At 63.1% G+C, this 17886-nt stretch carries 13 protein-coding genes; 7 read left to right on the top strand and 6 right to left on the bottom strand.

The window, feature by feature from the left end:
- The first annotated feature begins 74 nt into the window (after nt 1-74).
- The 5 genes from F2982_RS03535 (at nt 75) to F2982_RS03515 (ending at nt 7638) form a co-directional block, all read left to right on the top strand.
- The gene (locus F2982_RS03535) at nt 75-548 is read left to right on the top strand and encodes a cytochrome c-type biogenesis protein (RefSeq protein WP_246777501.1); all 474 of its coding nucleotides are present in this window, start codon (nt 75-77) and stop codon (nt 546-548) included.
- A gap of 179 nt (nt 549-727) precedes the next feature.
- Nucleotides 728-2326: a Do family serine endopeptidase gene (locus tag F2982_RS03530; protein WP_203429246.1), complete on the top strand. Its 1599-nt coding sequence runs from the start codon at nt 728-730 to the stop codon at nt 2324-2326.
- Nucleotides 2327-2428: 102 nt separating this feature from the next.
- Nucleotides 2429-3175 (top strand): response regulator transcription factor, encoded by a 747-nt coding sequence (locus F2982_RS03525; protein ID WP_281438209.1) that lies wholly within the window; start codon nt 2429-2431, stop codon nt 3173-3175.
- Nucleotides 3172-4581 (top strand): ATP-binding protein, encoded by a 1410-nt coding sequence (locus F2982_RS03520; RefSeq protein ID WP_112719649.1) that lies wholly within the window; start codon nt 3172-3174, stop codon nt 4579-4581. The genes F2982_RS03525 and F2982_RS03520 overlap by 4 nt, the downstream gene beginning before the upstream one ends.
- Nucleotides 4582-4683: 102 nt before the next feature.
- Entirely contained in the window at nt 4684-7638 is a 2955-nt protein-coding gene (locus F2982_RS03515; RefSeq protein ID WP_203429245.1) for a bifunctional [glutamine synthetase] adenylyltransferase/[glutamine synthetase]-adenylyl-L-tyrosine phosphorylase, read from the top strand.
- On the opposite strand, the gene F2982_RS03510 is transcribed toward F2982_RS03515, so the two are convergent.
- Together F2982_RS03510 and pepN are read right to left on the bottom strand one after the other, a co-directional pair.
- Complete coding sequence (locus tag F2982_RS03510) at nt 7635-9953, bottom strand: PAS domain-containing sensor histidine kinase (protein ID WP_203429244.1); 2319 nt, start codon at nt 9951-9953, stop codon at nt 7635-7637. The two genes, F2982_RS03515 and F2982_RS03510, sit on opposite strands and share 4 nt — an antisense overlap.
- Before the next feature lie 182 nt (nt 9954-10135).
- Nucleotides 10136-12784, bottom strand: coding sequence for an aminopeptidase N (gene pepN / locus F2982_RS03505; RefSeq protein WP_203429243.1), 2649 nt, complete (start codon nt 12782-12784; stop codon nt 10136-10138).
- Between the two features lie 281 nt (nt 12785-13065).
- On the opposite strand from pepN, the gene F2982_RS03500 reads away from it, so the two are divergent.
- Both F2982_RS03500 and F2982_RS03495 read left to right on the top strand, forming a co-directional pair.
- Nucleotides 13066-14001, top strand: coding sequence for a DMT family transporter (locus F2982_RS03500; protein WP_203429242.1), 936 nt, complete (start codon nt 13066-13068; stop codon nt 13999-14001).
- Nucleotides 14002-14210: 209 nt separating this feature from the next.
- A complete protein-coding gene (locus F2982_RS03495; RefSeq protein ID WP_210341035.1) occupies nt 14211-15101 on the top strand; it encodes a hypothetical protein in 891 nt (296 codons plus the stop codon).
- On the opposite strand, the gene F2982_RS03490 is transcribed toward F2982_RS03495, so the two are convergent.
- The 4 genes from F2982_RS03490 to F2982_RS03475 form a co-directional block, all read right to left on the bottom strand.
- On the bottom strand, nt 15098-15247 hold the full coding sequence (locus F2982_RS03490) for a hypothetical protein (protein WP_203429241.1): 150 nt from the start codon (nt 15245-15247) through the stop codon (nt 15098-15100). The two genes, F2982_RS03495 and F2982_RS03490, sit on opposite strands and share 4 nt — an antisense overlap.
- A gap of 41 nt (nt 15248-15288) precedes the next feature.
- Nucleotides 15289-15480, bottom strand: a complete 192-nt coding sequence (locus F2982_RS03485) for a hypothetical protein (RefSeq protein ID WP_130278633.1) — start codon at nt 15478-15480, stop codon at nt 15289-15291.
- A 134-nt stretch (nt 15481-15614) separates the two neighbouring features.
- A complete protein-coding gene (locus tag F2982_RS03480) occupies nt 15615-16499 on the bottom strand; it encodes a uracil-DNA glycosylase (protein ID WP_203429240.1) in 885 nt (294 codons plus the stop codon).
- Nucleotides 16500-16556: 57 nt separating this feature from the next.
- Nucleotides 16557-17852 carry an Hsp70 family protein gene (locus F2982_RS03475; RefSeq protein WP_203429239.1) on the bottom strand — a complete coding sequence of 432 codons (1296 nt, stop codon included), beginning with the start codon at nt 17850-17852 and terminating at the stop codon, nt 16557-16559.
- Nucleotides 17853-17886: the final 34 nt, after the last annotated feature.

Raw genomic sequence — 17886 nt, 5'->3', positions numbered from 1 at the left:
GCGAGAAGCAACCGGCAGCACGCGTGGCCCCTCATCCGTCCTGACGGACACCTTCTCCCCGAGGGGGAAGGGGATTGTGGCGCTCGCTGCGGCTCTTCCTCGTACTTGCCGCGTTCCTCTCGCCACTCCCCGCCTTCGCCGTAAACCCCGACGAAGTGCTCCCCGATCCGGCGATGGAGAGCCGGGCGCGGACGTTGTCGGCGGAGTTGCGGTGCATGGTGTGCCAGAACCAGTCGATCGACGATTCCAATGCCGATCTGGCCAAGGATCTGCGCCTTCTTGTCCGCGAGCGCATCAAGGATGGCGACAGTGACGAGCAGGTGTTGAACTATATCGTTTCCCGCTACGGCGAATTCGTGCTGTTGAAGCCGCGCTTCAGTATCCGCACGGTGATGCTCTGGGGCGCGCCCATCGTGCTGATCCTGGCAGGTGGCATTTCGCTCATCGTCTTCGCACGCCGCCGGACCGGCAAACCGACCGGCAGCCGTCTTACGGCAGACGAACAGGCCAAGCTCGACGAGTTGATGCGGACTGACCGCCAGGCCTGAGTCCTGCGGAAATCCGGCCCGTTGCGTGCGTTGCAGCCGAAAGCTGTGGCGCTCTCAACATTACAAATTTTTCATTGCCCAGACAGTTCGCAGTAAGGTCTCGCATCCTATATCTTCCTTCATCAGCCGATCCCGACCGGGGGCCGGACCGACTAAATGAAGAAGAGAAGGTGCCTATAATGTTCAAGACTCCCTCCCTTGCCACTGCGCTCAAGGCTTCGACCGTCGCAGGTCTCGCAGCCGCCGTGCTTGCCACTGGCGTGCCGCTTGAGATCACCCGTTCCTATGCCGAAGCCGTCAATGTTCAGGCGCCGCAGGTTCCGAGCTTTGCCAATGTCGTCGACGCCGTTTCGCCGGCCGTCGTTTCTGTCCGTGTCGAATCCCGCATCAAGCCGGCCTCCGACGACGGCAACGGTTTCTCCTTCGATTTCAACGGCCGTGGTTTTGACGACCTGCCGGACGATCACCCGCTGAAGCGCTTCTTCAAGCAGTTCGGCGAGCAGGGTCCGAACGGCGGTGACGGCCAGGATGGCCAGCAGCGTCCGCCGCGCCACTTCGGCGATCGCGGTCCGGGTGGCCCCGGTGGTCCTGGCGGCCCCGGCCGTCTGCGTCCTGTTGCCCAGGGCTCCGGCTTCTTCATCTCCGAAGACGGCTATATCGTCACCAACAACCACGTCGTTTCCGACGGTTCGGCTTTCGTTGCTGTCATGAACGACGGTACCGAGCTTGACGCCAAGCTGATCGGCAAGGACCCGCGCACCGACCTCGCCGTGCTGAAGGTCGACGGCAAGGGCAAGAAGTTCACCTACGTCAACTGGGCCGACGACAACAATGTCCGCGTCGGCGACTGGGTTGTCGCAGTCGGCAATCCGTTCGGCCTCGGCGGCACGGTGACCGCGGGTATCGTCTCCGCCCGCGGCCGCGACATCGGCTCCGGTCCGTATGACGACTACCTGCAGGTGGATGCCGCCGTGAACCGCGGCAACTCCGGTGGCCCGACCTTCAACCTCAACGGCCAGGTCGTCGGCATCAACACCGCGATCTTCTCGCCGTCGGGCGGCAGCGTCGGCATCGCCTTCGCCATTCCGGCCTCGACTGCCAAGGACGTCGTCGCCGACCTGATGAAGGACGGTACGGTTTCGCGCGGTTACCTCGGCGTGCAGATCCAGCCGGTGACCAAGGACATCGCCGACTCTCTCGGCCTTTCCGAAGCCAACGGCGCGCTCGTCGTGTCTGCCCAGGACGGCACGCCCGGCCAGAAGGCCGGAATGAAGGCCGGTGACGTCGTCACCGCCGTCAACGGCGAGACCGTCAAGGATGCCCGCGACCTCAGCCGCCGCATCGGCGCGATGCAGCCGGGCAAGAAGGTCGAAGTGTCGATCTGGCGCGACGGCAAGGCGCAGTCTCTGACCGTCGAGCTCGGCACGCTGCCGGCAGACCAGAAGGACGCTTCCAACGACGACAGCGATCAGCAGCAGGAGCCGCAGGCACCGGCTTCCGAGAAGGCGCTTGCCGATCTCGGCCTGACGGTCGGCCCGGCCGATGACGGCAAGGGCCTGGCGATCACCGGTATCGACCCGAATTCCGACGCTGCCGACAAGGGCATCAAGGAAGGCGAGACGATCACCTCGGTCAACAACCAGCAGGTTTCGAGCGCTGACGATGTCGTCAAGGTTCTGAACCAGGCGAAGAAGGACGGCCGCACCCGGGCGCTCTTCCAGATCCAGTCGAAGGACGGCAGCCGCTTCGTCGCCCTTCCGATCAACAGCCAAGGTTGACCCCCACAGCCTTGACCGGCGCATCCCCATGATGCGCCAGAGAAGGGGAGCCGCGCTTCCAGCCCAGCGCGGCTCCCTTCCGTTCCATCCACAGGTGCCGCGATGACCCAAGCGCAACAGGAAGACGTATTGAGCCTTGCCGAAACAAAACCGGCAGGTAATGTCAGCCGCATGAAGATTCTCATCATCGAGGATGACCTCGAAGCTGCGGTATACCTGACGAAAGCCTTTCGCGAGGCCGGGATCGTCGTCGATCACGCAAGTGACGGCGAGAGCGGTCTCTTCATGGGTTCGGAAAATACCTACGACGTCATTGTCATCGACCGCATGCTGCCGCGCCGCGACGGCCTTTCCGTCATCAGCGAGCTGCGCCGCAAGGGCGTTCACACACCGGTTCTCATTCTTTCGGCTCTCGGACAGGTCGATGACCGCGTGACTGGCTTGCGTGCCGGCGGCGACGACTATCTGCCGAAGCCCTATGCCTTCAGCGAGCTGCTCGCCCGTGTCGAAGTTCTCGGCCGCCGCAAGGGCACGCCGGAGCAGGACGTCGTATACCGCGTCGGCGATCTCGAGCTCGACCGGCTTTCTCATGAAGTGCGCCGCGGCGGCAAGGAAATCCCGCTGCAGCCGCGCGAATTCCGCCTTCTCGAATATCTGATGAAGAATGCCGGTCAGGTCGTGACCCGCACCATGCTTCTCGAAAATGTCTGGGATTACCATTTCGATCCGCAGACCAACGTCATCGACGTGCATGTCTCGCGCCTGCGCTCGAAGATCGAGAAGGACTTCAGCCAGCCGCTGCTGAAGACGATCCGCGGGGCGGGTTACATGATCAAGGATGAGGGATGAACCGTTTCTGGTTTCTCTTCCGATCTACCGCAGTCCGCCTTTCGGCCCTTTACATCCTGCTCTTCGCCATCTGCGCCGCGACGCTCGTCATTTACGTGACGGCGATGTCGCAGCGCCTGCTGACGGGGCAGATCCGCGAGGCGGTGCAGCAGGAGGTCGATCAGGTCAAGCGCGCCTACGATACCGGCGGCATCAACGCGCTCTTGCGCTCGATGGAGCGCCGCTCCCGCCAGCCGGGCGCCAATCTCTACATCATCGCCGGCCCTTCGGGCGACATCCTGGCGGGTAACGTAGCCTCGGTGCAGCCCGGTGTCTTCGAGGAGACGGGCTGGACCTCGGTTCCCTTTTTCTACCAGCGCTATGCCGAAAGCGGTCTCGACCGCAGGCATATGGCAATCGCCAATATCTTCGTGCTCGACAACGGCTTGCGCATCCTCGTCGGCCGCGACCTTGGGGAGCCGGAACGCTTCCGCGTGCTGGTGCGCCAGGCGCTGATGGTGGCGCTGGCGATCATGGGTCTCGGCGCGCTGATCATCTGGTTCGGCATCGGCCGCAACGCGCTGAAACGCATCGACCGCATGTCGGCGGCGAGCAAGAAGATCATGGCCGGCGACCTCTCGCAGCGCCTGCCGGTCGGTGGCTCCGGCGATGAATTCGACCGCCTCTCGGTGTCGCTGAACACCATGCTGGAGCGTATCGAGAAGCTCAACGAAGGCCTGCGGCAGGTTTCCGACAATATCGCCCACGACCTGAAGACCCCGCTGACGCGGCTGCGCAACAAGGCGGCCGACGCGGTGGATACCGATGACGGCGAGCAGCGCCGCGTGGCGCTCGAAGGGATCATTTCGGAATCCGACCAACTTATCCGGACGTTCAACGCGCTGCTGATGATCTCGCGTGTCGAGGCGGGATCGGTGGCTGCCGAGATGTCGACGGTGGAGATTTCGGCGATCGTTGCCGACAGCGCCGAGCTTTACGAGCCGGTGGCCGACGATGCCGGGCTGACGCTGACCTCGGATATCGAGCCCGGGATTTCCGTGCAGGGCAACCGCGAGCTCATCGGCCAGGCGCTGTTCAACCTGATCGACAATGCGATCAAATATTCCGTCGATTGCGACGGCCACGGCCAGATCGCCATCAAGCTGGCGCGTCGGCAGGACGCCATTTGCCTCTCGGTGGCCGATAGCGGCGCCGGTGTGCCCGCCGACAAGCGCGAGGCGGTGATCAAGCGTTTCGTGCGGCTGGACGAGAGCCGGTCGAAGCCGGGGACCGGGCTTGGCCTGTCGCTGGTGGAGGCCGTCATGGAACTGCATGGCGGGACACTCGAGCTTTCCGACACCTATCCCGACAAGGAAGAAGGGCGTGGCCTGACGGTGACCATGCATTTTCCGGTCAAGCCCGCCTGAGTTTCGAGCACTGAAAGACGGTATTGGCTCCCGGCGTTTGCCGCTCTAGGTTAAGCGCATGCGAGACAACGCGAATCCGGCGCGTTGCAGCAGGGAGGCGGGATGCTGAAGAAGTCGACACATCTCTTGAAGGACGCTGGCGAGGTGGCGCTGAAGCCGCTGAACCAGGCCGAATTGAAGCTGGCGCTGAGCGATCTCGCGGAGATCGGCCGCGAAGAGCCCACTGTTGCCGCGATGGTGAAATCCGGTGGGCAACTGCTCGATTTCATCGCCGCCGCCTTCACCCTGTCTCCCTATCTGCGCGAGGTCGCCAATATCGACAATGCCGTGCTGGCAGCGGCGATCTCGGCGCCGCTGGAGCCTGAGATCGAAGGGCTGATCGAGGAGGCGCGCGCCTGCTGGAAACCTGTCGACGGCGCATTGCCGGCCGAATCCGCCGTCATGGCGAGGCTGCGGCAGATCAAGCGCAAGGTCGCCTTCCTGATCGCGCTTGCCGACCTCGCCCGGATCTTCGACGGCCGCCAGACAACGGCCTGGCTGAGCGCGCTCGCCGAGGCCTCGGTTGCCGCTGCAATCGACCATCTGCTGATGTCGGCGCATGAGGGCGGCAAGCTGGTCCTGAAGGATGTCGCCAAGCCGAGCGAGGGCTCCGGCCTGATCGTACTCGGCATGGGCAAGCTCGGCGCCTCCGAACTCAATTACTCCTCGGACATCGATCTGGTCGTCTTCTTCGACGAGCAGGCGGGCATCGTGCCCGATCCTGACGATGCGATCGAAATCTATCCGCGGCTGATGCGCCGGCTGGTGCGCATCCTGCAGGAGCGGACCGCGGACGGCTATGTGTTCCGCACCGATCTCCGGCTGCGTCCCGACCCCGGCTCGACGCCGCTGGCGATCTCTGTCGATGCGGCGATGATCTATTACGAGGGCAGGGGACAGAACTGGGAGCGGGCGGCCTTCATCAAGGCGAAACCGGTTGCCGGCGATCTCGCTGCCGGTGAGGATTTCCTGCGCGGCCTCGTGCCCTTCGTCTTCCGCAAGTATCTCGACTATGCGGCGATCGCCGATATCCATTCGATCAAGCGGCAGATCCACGCCCACAAGGGGCACGGGGCGATCGCGGTGAAGGGGCACAACGTCAAACTCGGCCGCGGCGGCATCCGCGAGATCGAGTTCTTCGCGCAGACGCAGCAGCTGATCGCCGGGGGGCGGATGCCCGTGCTGCGCAGCCGCGGCACCGAGGAGACGCTCGCCGAGCTCACCAAGGCGAAATGGATCGATGCGGAAACCCGCGACGAACTGACGGATGCTTACTGGTTCCTGCGCGATGTCGAGCACCGCATCCAGATGGTGCGTGACGAGCAGACGCATCTGTTGCCGGAAACGGAAGCCGATCTGAAACGCATCGCTTTCATGATGGGCTTCAGCGATACGCCGAGCTTCTCCGAGAAGCTGGTGGAGGTGCTCAGGACGGTGGAGCGGCGCTATGCGCGGCTCTTCGAACAGGAAAACAAGCTTTCGACCGATACCGGCAATCTTGTCTTCACCGGCCAGAACGACGACCCTGACACGCTGGAGACGCTGAAACGTCTCGGCTTCGAGCGCCCGTCCGACATTTCCCGCATCATCCGCACCTGGCACTATGGCCGATACCGGGCCACGCAATCGGTCGAGGCGCGCGAGCGGCTGACGGAGCTGACGCCGGAGCTCTTGCGTGTCTTCGGCGAGAGCAAGCGGGCCGATGAGGCGCTGCTGCGCTTCGACAGCTTCATTTCCGGGCTGCCATCCGGGATCCAGCTGTTCTCGCTGCTCGGCAGCAATCCCGCATTGTTGTCGTTGATCGTCAATATCATGTCCTCGGCGCCCAAGCTGGCGGAGGTCATTGCCGCCAAGCCGCATGTCTTCGACGGCATGCTCGATCCCGGCCTGATGGCGGAATTGCCGACGCGCGATTATCTCGGCGAGCGTCTCAAGGCATCGCTGGTGCAGGCCCGCTACTACGAGGAACTGCTCGACCGGCTGCGCATCTTCGCCGCCGAGCAGCGTTTCCTGATCGGCATCCGGCTGCTGACCGGGGCGATCAACGGCGCCATGGCGGCGCGGGCCTTTACCCATCTTGCCGATCTGATCATCGAGGCGGCGCTGGACGGCGTGCTGAAGGAGATCGAGGCGGCGCATGGCCGTTTCCCGGGCGGCAGGGTTGCCGTTGCTGGCATGGGTAAGCTCGGCAGTTTCGAGCTGACGGCCGGCTCCGATATCGATCTCATCCTGCTCTACGATTACGACGATACGGCTGCCGAATCCGACGGCGAGAAGCCGCTCGATGCGCTGCGCTATTTCACCCGCATCACCCAGCGCCTCATCGCCGCCTTTTCGGCGCCGACGGCGGAAGGCATTCTCTACGAAGTCGACATGCGGCTTCGCCCCTCCGGCAACAAGGGGCCGGTGGCGACGCGCATCAATTCCTTCGAGAAGTATCAGCGTGAGGAAGCCTGGACCTGGGAGCATATGGCGCTCAGCCGCGCCCGGTTGATCTGCGGCGATGCGAGCCTAACGGAAGCTGCAGAGCGGATCATTTCCGATGTCCTGTCTGCCAAGCGCGATACGGCCAAGGTCGCCCGCGATGTCGCCGAGATGCGCGATCTCATCGACAAGGAAAAGGCGCCGGAGAGCGGCTGGGATCTGAAGCTGATCCCCGGCGGCGTCATCGATATCGAGTTCATCGCGCAGTATCTGGCGCTGGTGGCGCCGGCCAAGGCCTCGGTGGTGAAGGTCAACGGGCTGAATACCGGCGAGGCGCTGAAGGCGCTCGGCGGCAAGCTGATGGCGCCTGCCGATCTCGACACCTGCCTCGAGGCGTTCCATCTCTATACGGAGCTGTCGCAGCTGATCCGGCTCTGCATCGATGGTCTGTTCGATTCGAAGGAGGCGCCGTCTGGCCTCGTCGAGCTCGTCTGCCGCGCCGGCGATTGCCCTGATATCAAGACGCTGGAAGGCGAAGTGAAACGGCTGTCGAAGGCTGTGCGGAAGATCTTTCAGGTAACCGTTAAAGCTTAGCGGGCAGCATCCGGGATGCGGAAGGTGACGGCGGTGCCGACGCCTTCGCGGGAGCGGATGCGCATGTTGCCGCCATGCAGCGAGGTGAGCGAGCGCGAGATTGCCAGGCCAAGACCCGAGCCGCCCTTGCTCTTGGCATACTGGCTCTGGACCTGCTCGAAGGGCTGGCCGATCTTGGTCAGCGCCTTGCGCGGGATGCCGATGCCGGTATCGGCGATGGTGACGATCAGGCCCTTGGCGTCGCGGCGGGTGCGAAGCGCGATGCGGCCGCCGTCATTGGTGAACTTCACGGCATTGGAGAGCAGGTTGAGCAGGATCTGCTTCATGGCGCGGCGGTCTGCCGTCAGCGTCATGCCATCGCAGAGGCGCTGCTCGATGACGATGTTCTTCTCGGCAGCCGGAATGGCGGTGAAGCGCAGGCTCTCTTCGATGAGCGGGGCGAGATCGACGGTCTCGCGGTGCAGCTTCATGTGGCCGGCTTCGATCTTCGACATGTCGAGAATGTCGGTGATGACGTTCAGCAGGTGCTGGCCGCTATCGTGGATATCGCGGGCATATTCGTCGTATTTCAGCGAGCCGAGCGGGCCGAACATCTGGTTCTGCAGGATTTCCGAGAAACCGAGGATGGCGTTGAGCGGCGTGCGCAGCTCATGCGACATGTTGGCGAGGAATTCCGACTTTGCCTTGTTGGCGGCTTCGGCGCGTTCCTTCTCGACGAGGTAATTGGCGTTGGCGACCGACAGCTCGGCCTTCTGGTGTTCGAGCGTCTGGCGCGATGCCTTGAGGTCGCCGATGGTCGCGACGTGGCGGCGCTCGGAGTCGCGCAGGCGCTCCTGGTTGCGCTTCAAAAGCGTGATGTCGGTGCCGACCGAGACCATGCCGCCATCGCGGGTGCGGCGCTCGTTGATCTGCAGCCAGCGCTCGTCGGCGAGCTGCACTTCGGCGGTGCGCGAGTGACCGGCGCCGTTCGAATCGACCATGCGGCGCTCGATGACCGGGCGGGCGGCTGCGGCATTGACGACGCTGCGCTCTGTGCCGGGAACCAGCACGCTGTCAGGGAGGCCGTAAGCCTGCTGGAAGTGGGCGTTGCACATGACCAGGCGGTCGTTCTTGTCCCAGAGGACGAATGCCTCGGAGGTGCACTCGATCGCGTCTGCGAGGCGCTGGTCGGCTTCGGCATAGCGCTGAGCCAGCCGGTGCTGCTCGGTGACATCCATGGCGATGCCGATCATGTGCATGCGGCCCGAATTGCTGCGGATCATCTGGGCGCGGGCGCGCATCCAGACATAGTGACCGGCGGCATGGCGCATGCGGAAAATCTGGTCGACCTGGCCGGAAGTGCCCTTGGCGATCGAGCGGGCGATCTCGTGCAGGCCGCCATCTTCAGGATGCATCAGGCGGGCAGCCTCGTTGAAGGACATGGTCTTGTCGGAAGCCGGCAGGCCGAGCATGTCGTACATCGAGCGCGACCAGAAGAATTCGCGGTTTTCGAAATCGAAATCCCAGAGGCCGCAACGGCCGCGCGACAGTGCGGTTTCGACGCGCTGGTTGGATTCGACGAAAATGTCGTCGGCATCACGGGCGCGGCGGACCTGCATGTAATAGGCATAGAGAATGACGAGCAGGATCGAGGAAATACCGGCAAACAGCGTGACGTTGAGCGTCAGCTCTTCGCGCCAGAGCTTGCCGATCTGATCGAGCGAGGTGGCAGCGACGATGTAGCCGCCCGCACCGCCGACGAGGCTGATCTCGGCATAATGGGGATCGCCGCTGATCGTCGTTTCGATGACGCCAGCACGGTCGCCGAAGCGGCGGATGGCAGAGACTTCGGGGAAGAAGTCGGCGACGTTGGAGCCGACATAGGAGACGCCCGCAGCCGATGCGGCAAAGACCTTGCCGCTGGCCTGGACGAGGAGAATGAACGAGCCGCTGTCGAGCCGGTCCTGCGGCAGAAACTTCGAAAGGCGGGCCTGCGCCTCGGCGGCGTTGCCGGCCTCGAAGAGCTGACCGGCATCGGTGAAGACGGCGGCGGCCGCAGCAGCAGAGAGCGACGTTGCGTGGCGGGCGGCTGCGCCCATCCGCGAATATTCCGACATCATCCCGAAGATGTGCGAGGCGGCAACGACGGAGAGAAAGGCGATAATCAGCGCCGGGATGGCGCGCTTGAGGATGGTTTCGACCTGCGGAAGACGCGGAGCGCCGGAGCGGCTGACAGCTAGACGGCTGCTCTGAGTGGCCCGAGACCAACCCCGCAACGCCCCGAAATCAACACGCAGCCGTCCCTCGGCCGCAGTTGCCCGCCGCACGTTCATCATCGCTATAACCTTGATCCCTCGTGTGATTCGCAGCGCCGCCGCTCGAACCTGACCCAATGAATCACTCCTGATTCGCCGTGTCCAGAGGCAAAGGTAAAAATCTGTTAACTATTTATAAGTGCTGATTTTTTGGGGATTCCGAAAAGGCTCCGCCGATAGCGGCGAAGCCTTTCGCTTGCAAATCACCCCTTGAGCGTACGCTCGACGATGTCGCGCACGTCGGTCGAGAGACCGGGCGCCCGTTCGATTTCCATCAGGGCGGCGCGGGCGAAATCGGCACGCGCCGGCTCCAGGGAGCGCCACGACCGCATCGATGTCAGGATACGCGCCGCGAGCTGCGGGTTGCGCTGGTCGATGTCGAGGATCTCGCGGGCCAGGAAGCGGTAGCCTTCGCCATCGGCGCGGCCGAAGCCGGTCGGGTTGGTGAAGGCGAAGGTGCCGATCAGCGAGCGCACGCGGTTCGGATTGGTGCGCTTGAAAAGCGGGCTGTCCATCAGCTTCTTGACGCGGTCGAGCGTGCCGGCACCCGGGATCGTTGCCTGCACCGAGAACCACTTGTCGACGACGAGGGCGTTTTCGGAGAAGCGGTCGCGGAAGGCGGTCAGCGCGCTGATCGCTTCGGCGCTGTCGGGGAAGCGGTGCGCCAGCAGCGTCAGGGCATGCAGAAGCTCGGTCATGTTGTTGGCGGCGTCGAAGGCGGCCTTGGCACGAACCGGCGTGTTCTCCGCATAGGAGAGATAGGTGAGGGCGGCGTTGCGCAGCGCGCGGCGGCCGGCGCTCTTGGCATCCGGGCTGAAGGCGCCCGGTGTCGTCATCGTTTCGAACAGCGTGGCGAAGATGGCAGCACCCTGATCGGCGATCTGCTTCATCACCGCCTGGCGGCCGGCATGGATCGCGTCGGGATCATTGTTGCCGCCGAGTTCGCGGGCGATATCGGCTTCGCTCGGAAGCGCCAGCGCCTGGGCGCGGAAGGCGGGCTCCAGCGCGTCGTCGGAGGCGGCTGCAAGCAGCGTGTCGACGAAGGTCTGTTCGCAGGCGACCGCCTTGCCATCACGCGCATCGCGGGCGGCCTTGAGAAGGTTCGGCAGCGCCAGATCGGTCAGCGCCTGCCAGCGGGCGAAATGATCGGTCTCGTGGCGGGCAAGCAGCGCGAGATCGGCCGGTGCCTGATCGAAATGCAGGTTGATCGGCGCCGAGAAGCTGCGGTTGATCGAGACGACGGGGCGCGAGGCGATGCCGTGGAAGACGGCGGTCTGCGTGCGGCCGGTCAGGTGCAGGACCTCATCGGCATATTCCGCACCATCGACCGACTTCGGCTTGATCGCCTTGCCGCTTTCGGCAAACAGCGCCAGGCTGAGCGGGATATGCATCGGCTTCTTGTCGGCCTGGCCGGGTGTGGCCGGAACCATCTGCTCGAGCTGCAGCGTGAAGGTCTTGGCCTTGGCATCATAGGTGCCGGACGCGGTGACCAGCGGCGTGCCAGCCTGATGGTACCAGAGCGAGAACTGCGAGAGATCGCGGCCGCTCGCTTCCTCGAAGCACTGGACGAAATCCTCGATCGTCACGGCTTGGCCGTCATGGCGATCGAAATAGAGGTCCATGCCCTTTTTGAAGGCCTTCTTGCCGAGCAGCGTCGCGATCATGCGCGTCACTTCGCTGCCCTTCTCATAGACCGTCGTCGTGTAGAAGTTGTTGATTTCGCGATACTTTGTCGGGCGTACCGGATGGGCGAGCGGGCCGCCATCCTCCGGGAACTGCTCGGACTTCAGGTGGCGAACTTCGGCAATGCGCTTGACCGGGCGCGAGCGCTGATCCGACGAGAACTCGTGGTCGCGATAAACCGTCAGGCCTTCCTTCAGGCAGAGCTGGAACCAGTCGCGGCAGGTGATGCGGTTGCCGGTCCAGTTGTGGAAATATTCATGCGCGATGATCGCCTCGATATTGGCGTAGTCGGCATCGGTCGCGGTTTCCGGGTCGGCAAGGACGTATTTGTCGTTGAAGACGTTGAGGCCCTTGTTCTCCATCGCGCCCATGTTGAAATCGGAGACGGCGACGACCATGAAGATGTCGAGGTCGTACTCGCGGCCGAAGACCTCTTCGTCCCACTTCATCGAGCGCTTCAGGGCGTCCATGGCGTAGGCGGCGCGGGGCTCCTTGCCGTGCTCGACATAGATCTTCAGCGCCACTTCGCGGCCGCTCATCGTCGTGAACGTGTCTTCGATGACGCCGAGGTCGCCGGCGACCAGCGCAAAGAGGTAGCTCGGCTTCGGATGCGGATCGAACCAGGCGGCGAAATGCTTGCCTTCGCCGTAACCGGCGCCGCCGAGGAAGTTGCCGTTGGAGAGCAGCAGCGGGTTCTGCGCCTTGTCGGCGATGATGTTGACCGTATAGGGCGCCAGAACGTCAGGGCGGTCGGGGAAATAGGTGATGCGGCGGAAGCCCTCGGCCTCGCACTGGGTGCAGTAGATGCCGCCGGTGCGGTAGAGGCCCATCAACTGGGTATTCTCGGAAGGATTGATGATCGTGGTGATCGTCAGTTCGAACGGTTCGCTCGCAGGGAGATCGCTGACCGTCAGACTGTCGGCCGTTGCGGTATATTGCTCCGCCGGCATTTCCATCTGATCGAACAGCAGGCTAGACAGGGAAAGCTCGTCGCCATCGAGGATCAGCGGCGTCTTCGGATCGACACCTTCGCGGCGATGGAAGATCAGCCGCGCCTCGACCTTCGTTTCCGTCGGGTCAAGCTCGAAGGTCAGGTCCACGCGCTCAAGGACGAAATCGGTGGGCCGGTAGTCTGCCAGATTAATGACCTGGCCTGTGTCTGTACGCATAAGTGTTCCCTGAAGACCTTTATCGATATGACCGAGACAGGGACGGAATCCCCGCCGTAAATTTTGGGGGCGATGATTACATTAAAGTCTGAACTAAACTTAAAGCAAAGACCATTGATCTTTCTTTTCCGCATGGCGTGCGGACTTTTCCTGGCACGTCCGCAAAATTCGCTTTTCTTCGGAAATTTTTCCCAACGCCTGATCTCTTTGGTTACGATGGTGCCGCACTTCGATGTGCCGCCGAGTCGGCGGCCTCCTCCCGCAAGCGAGCATTGGAAGACATGGAATCGGTACTGAGAAACCCGATGAGGGGGATCCTGATGAAGGTCTCGTCGGTGGTCGTGTTCCTGTGCATGCAGACCTTCATCAAGCTTGCGGGAACCGATGTCGCTCCAGGGCAGGTCACGTTCTACCGTTCCTTCTTCGCGCTCTTTCCGATCATGGCCTATCTCGCCTATCGCGGGCAGCTGAAGGCAGCCTTCTACACCGCCAATCCTATTGGCCATGTGAAGCGTGGCACGATCGGCATCGTTTCGATGGGTTTCGGCTTTTATGGCCTGATGCATCTGCCGCTGCCCGAGGCGATCGCGCTTGGATACGCGACGCCGCTGATCGCTGTCATCTTCGCGGCCGTCTTCCTGCGCGAGCGCGTGCGGCTCTATCGCTGGAGCGCGGTGTTCTTCGGCATCGTCGGTGTGGCGATCGTCTCCTGGCCGAAGCTGACGCTGTTTCGCGCCGGCGGCATCGAGGCCGAGCAGGCGCTCGGTGCCATCTGCGTGCTGATGTCGGCAGTGCTGGCGGGCATGGCGATGATCCAGGTGCGCAAGCTGGTCGAGGAAGAGAGGACGGCGACGATCGTACTCTACTTCTCGATGATCGCCTCGCTCTGCTCGCTGCTGACGCTGCCTTTCGGCTGGTATTCGCTCGATCTGGAAACGACGCTCTATCTCATCGTCGCCGGTTTTTGCGGCGGGGTGGCGCAGATCCTGCTGACCGAGAGCTATCGCCATGCCGATGTCTCCACCGTTGCCCCGTTCGAATACACATCGATCCTGCTTGGTGGCGTGATCGGCTATGTCGTCTTCGGCGATGTGCCAGGCGGGCACATGATGGTCGGTACGGCGATCGTCGTTGCTGCCGGCATCTACATCATCCACCGCGAGCACCAGCTCGGTCTGGAACGGCGCAACGCCCAGCGCGCCGGCGGCGGCGGCTAGGCTTTCCGGTTGTTTTAGCTGTCGATTCGCGCTTTTGGCGGGAATGTACTGGCGAAATCTTGGGATACACATGACCCGCTGAATATGGTTGATGAAACTGACGAAGTTTCATTTATTCAAAGCCTTGCATATGCGAATGGCCACTGACGCCGGACGGAAATGTCCCTGAAGTGGTAGCTCCGGAAGCTGGCTTGCGAGCGGGGGCGCTTATGGCATTTTCGGCGGACGAACTGGCTCAGCATCCGAACTTCCTCGCCGCTATCCGCCTGCTCGCAGGCAACATGCGCGGCATGTTCGACGCTGCCCCGCGCCTGGCGCGGCTGCTTGCCTCCCACCAGCGCTGGCTCCTGACGCAGACGGCCTATGGCCTGAGCCTGCGGCATGACCCCTCCGACCCGTCATCCGGCTTTACCGCCGTGGCGCTGACGGGGTGCATCACCGAGCACAGGGTCGCCAGCCGCAACACCGTTCTCAATTTCATCGAAGAGCTGATCACCTACCGCTTCATCGCCCATACGCCGGGCGAGGAGCGGCGCCGTCCCCGGCATTTCGAACCTGCCGATGTCAGTCATCAGGCGATGGCGGGGTGGTTTCTCTCGAACCTTGCAGCACTCGACGTTCTCGATGGCGGCAACCGCGCCGCCTGTTTCCAGGCGAACCCGGAATTGATCCGCATCGCCCAGCCGATGGTTGCCGAAAACTGCCTGAAGGATTCCCGCTGGCGCGAGCCGCCGGAGCAGGTGGCACTCTTCATGTGGACCGAAGCCGGCGGCCTCGTCGTCGATCACCTTGTTTCGAAGATCGATCTGGAGACCTGCGAAGGCGAGCGCTATGACGCCGGCCGTATCGAGACGCGTAATCTGGCGGGCGATTTCATGATGTCGCGCACGCATCTGCAACGTCTATTCGCCAAGGCGGTGCAGACGGGATGTCTCGGCTGGTACGACGAGCCGAAGAAGACGCAGCTTTGGATTTCGGGTGCATTCCTGAGGGAATATTGCGGCTGGCAGGCGATCAAGTTCGCCTATATCGACCAGGCATTCGAAGCCGCCAAGATGCAGATCGAGCGCGATCCGGTCAGGTTTGCGGTCTGCGCTTAGAGCGCGATCGCTGCGACGTCGGTCGCCTTGCGGTCCGTCTGCGTCGAGCAGAGCTCGCGCTCATATTCCTTCGCAGCACAGACGGCGGCGCGGATATGCTCGATCGTTTCGATATTGCGCAGAAGCGAGATGATGACGGCAGCCATGCGTAACTCCATCCGCGCGCCCGGCTGGGCGGCGCGGTTACTCAATATTCCTGGAAATCGGCGAAGATCGCGGCCGGACGCGTCGTGCGGCCGGTGATGCCGGTGCCACGGGCGATCATCTGTTCGTTGGTCGCGAAGCCGAGACGGCTGTAGCCTTGCGTCGTGCGAACCGCGTCGCTCGCGAGGCGTAGGGTTTCAAACCCGCAGTGTATAGGACGAAAACGTGTGTTCATTGCCTTGGTTCCTGTCAGATTCCTCCCAAGACACGAGTATATATTGCAGCGCAGCATCGATTCTGCAATGCACCTAAATGAGACGCAGCCATGCATAAAGCGCATGGGTCGTTTCATAAAATCTTTAAGATTGGCTATTTTGTAATCAGATCGAGATCGCGCAGCTTCTGCTGAAACGCTAAAAGATCGTTCCAGGCCAAGCGCTTATTGACCGGCGCGGTCAACAGATCCTGCGGATGCAATGTGGCGATTGCCGGGATCGTAAGCCCGCCGGCGCCGATTTCCTTCCACTGGCCGCGCAGCCCGTGGATCGTATCCGTTTCCCCGAAAAAGACGCGCGCCGCGAAATTTCCAAACAGCAGGATGGCTTTCGGCTCTGCAAGCGCGATCTGCCGTTCGATGAAGGGGCGGCAGATATCCATCTCGGCGGGCGACGGCACGCGGTTGCCCGGCGGGCGCCAGGGAATGACCTGCGTCAGCAGGATGCCGGAACGGTCGAGGCCGATCGCAGCCAGCATCTTGTCGAGAAGGGCGCCCGGGCGTCCCGCAAAGGGTTGCCCCTCGCGGTCGTCTTCGGCGCTCGGCGCCGAGCCGATCACCATGATGCCGCTCGCCGCATCGCCGGTCGCAAAGATCGTCGAGCGGGCGCTGTGTTTCAGATTGCAGCCGTTGAAGGCTTCGAGCGCGGTCTTCAATTCCGCAAGCGAGCGGGCGCTCTCGGCGGCAAAGCGCGCCTGCTGGACGGCTTCGCCATCGGGAATGGCGGGTTGCGGCCGGGCTGCCGGAGCGCTGGCGGCAGCTGGTGCCTGGCGCTGAGGCGCCGTGGTGCGGCTGTGCGGCTGCGTGTTTTGTTGCGGAGCCTGCTGAGGTGCCGCCGCGCGGCGCGCCGCCTTCATCGCCTCGAATTCGGCAAAGCGGTCGACCGCCTCTTCCTCCAGCAGCCACTCGACACCCGCATCTGCATGGAAATGCAAAAGCGCGGCAAGTTCGGCCGGGGAGAGGTCGTTGGCGGAGATCATGCGGCAACCTTAACGGACGAGCGGCGGCAATGAAAGTGCGGCCGCCCGCCTAAGCGGCTATTGCACAGTCCATTGCGCGATGTCGTCGCGCTCGCCGATCAGCGCCAGGCCGTGGGCGATGGACAGCAGTTCGCCGCCGGTCTCGATCTTGTCCTGGTCGAAGCGCTCGGTGAAGATGCGGCGCACGGCGGGCACGAAGGACGTGCCGCCGGTGAGAAACACCTTGTCGATGCCATCAGCGCGCGTCTGCGTCTTTTCCAGCACCTCGTCGAGCGCGCCTTCGATGCGGGCGAGGTCTTCGCCGATCCAGCCTTCGAAATCGCTGCGCTTGATCGTGCGGTGACCGCTGCGGCCGAGCGGGCCGAAATCAAATGCCGCTTCCTCGTTTGCCGAGAGCGCCATCTTAGTGGCAGAGACCGCCTGATAGAGCGGGTAGCCCTCGTCGTGATCGACGAGATCGACGAAGAGCTCGAGCTTTTCCGGCTCGAGGGCAGTCCGCACCAGCTTCCTCAGGTCCTCGAACTCGCGCGAGGTCTTGAAGATCGACAGCTGGTTCCAGCGGCCGAAGCTCGAATAGTAGTTCGACGGCACCTCAAGGATCTTGTCGAAGCTCTTGAAATGACTCCCCTTGCCGATCTGCGGCGCGACGACATTGTCGATCATCCGATAGTCGAAATGGTCGCCGGCGATGCCGACACCCGAATGGCCGATCGGCTTCGCCGTCAGCTTGCCGGCGACGGTCTCGAAGCGGATCAGCGAGTAGTCGGTGGTGCCGCCGCCGAAGTCGGCGACCAGAACGGTGGCATCGGCCTTCAGGTTCTGCGCGAAGTAGAAGGCGGCTGCGACCGGCTCATAGACGTAATGCACTTCCGGGAAGCCGAAGCGCGACAGCGCCTCGTTGTAGCGCTGCGTCGCAAGCGCCGGATCGGCGGTGGTGCCGGCGAAATGCACCGGGCGGCCGGCGACGATGCGGCTGACGTCGGACGGCCAGTTGTCGCTGGCATAGGCGCGCAGGCGGCGGATGAAGACCTCCATCAGGTCTTCGAAGCTCTGGCGCTTGCCGAAGACGATCGTGCCCTGGAAGAGGGCGCTGGCGGCAAATGTCTTAATCGACTGCAGGAAGCGGCAATCGCCGGGATTGTCGATGAACTGCCGGATTGCCGCCGCACCCGCCTCGACCTTCAAGGCCGATGCGCCGAGCTGCGGATCCTTCATGAACGACAGCGCCGTGCGCATGCTGTCGGCAGTGCCTGCCGCGCTGGTGAAGCTCATCGAATGTGTGGCATTGGCGCCATCCGCCATTGCCAGAACCGTATTGGTCGTGCCGAAATCAAGCCCGAGCGCCCGTGCCATGGCCGTGCTCCTTAAATCAGTAAAAATGCTTTGA

The sequence above is a fragment of the Rhizobium sp. BG4 genome (assembly GCF_016864575.1).
Taxonomy (GTDB): Bacteria; Pseudomonadota; Alphaproteobacteria; order Rhizobiales; family Rhizobiaceae; genus Rhizobium.
This window is presented reverse-complemented; position numbering and strand designations above follow the sequence as displayed.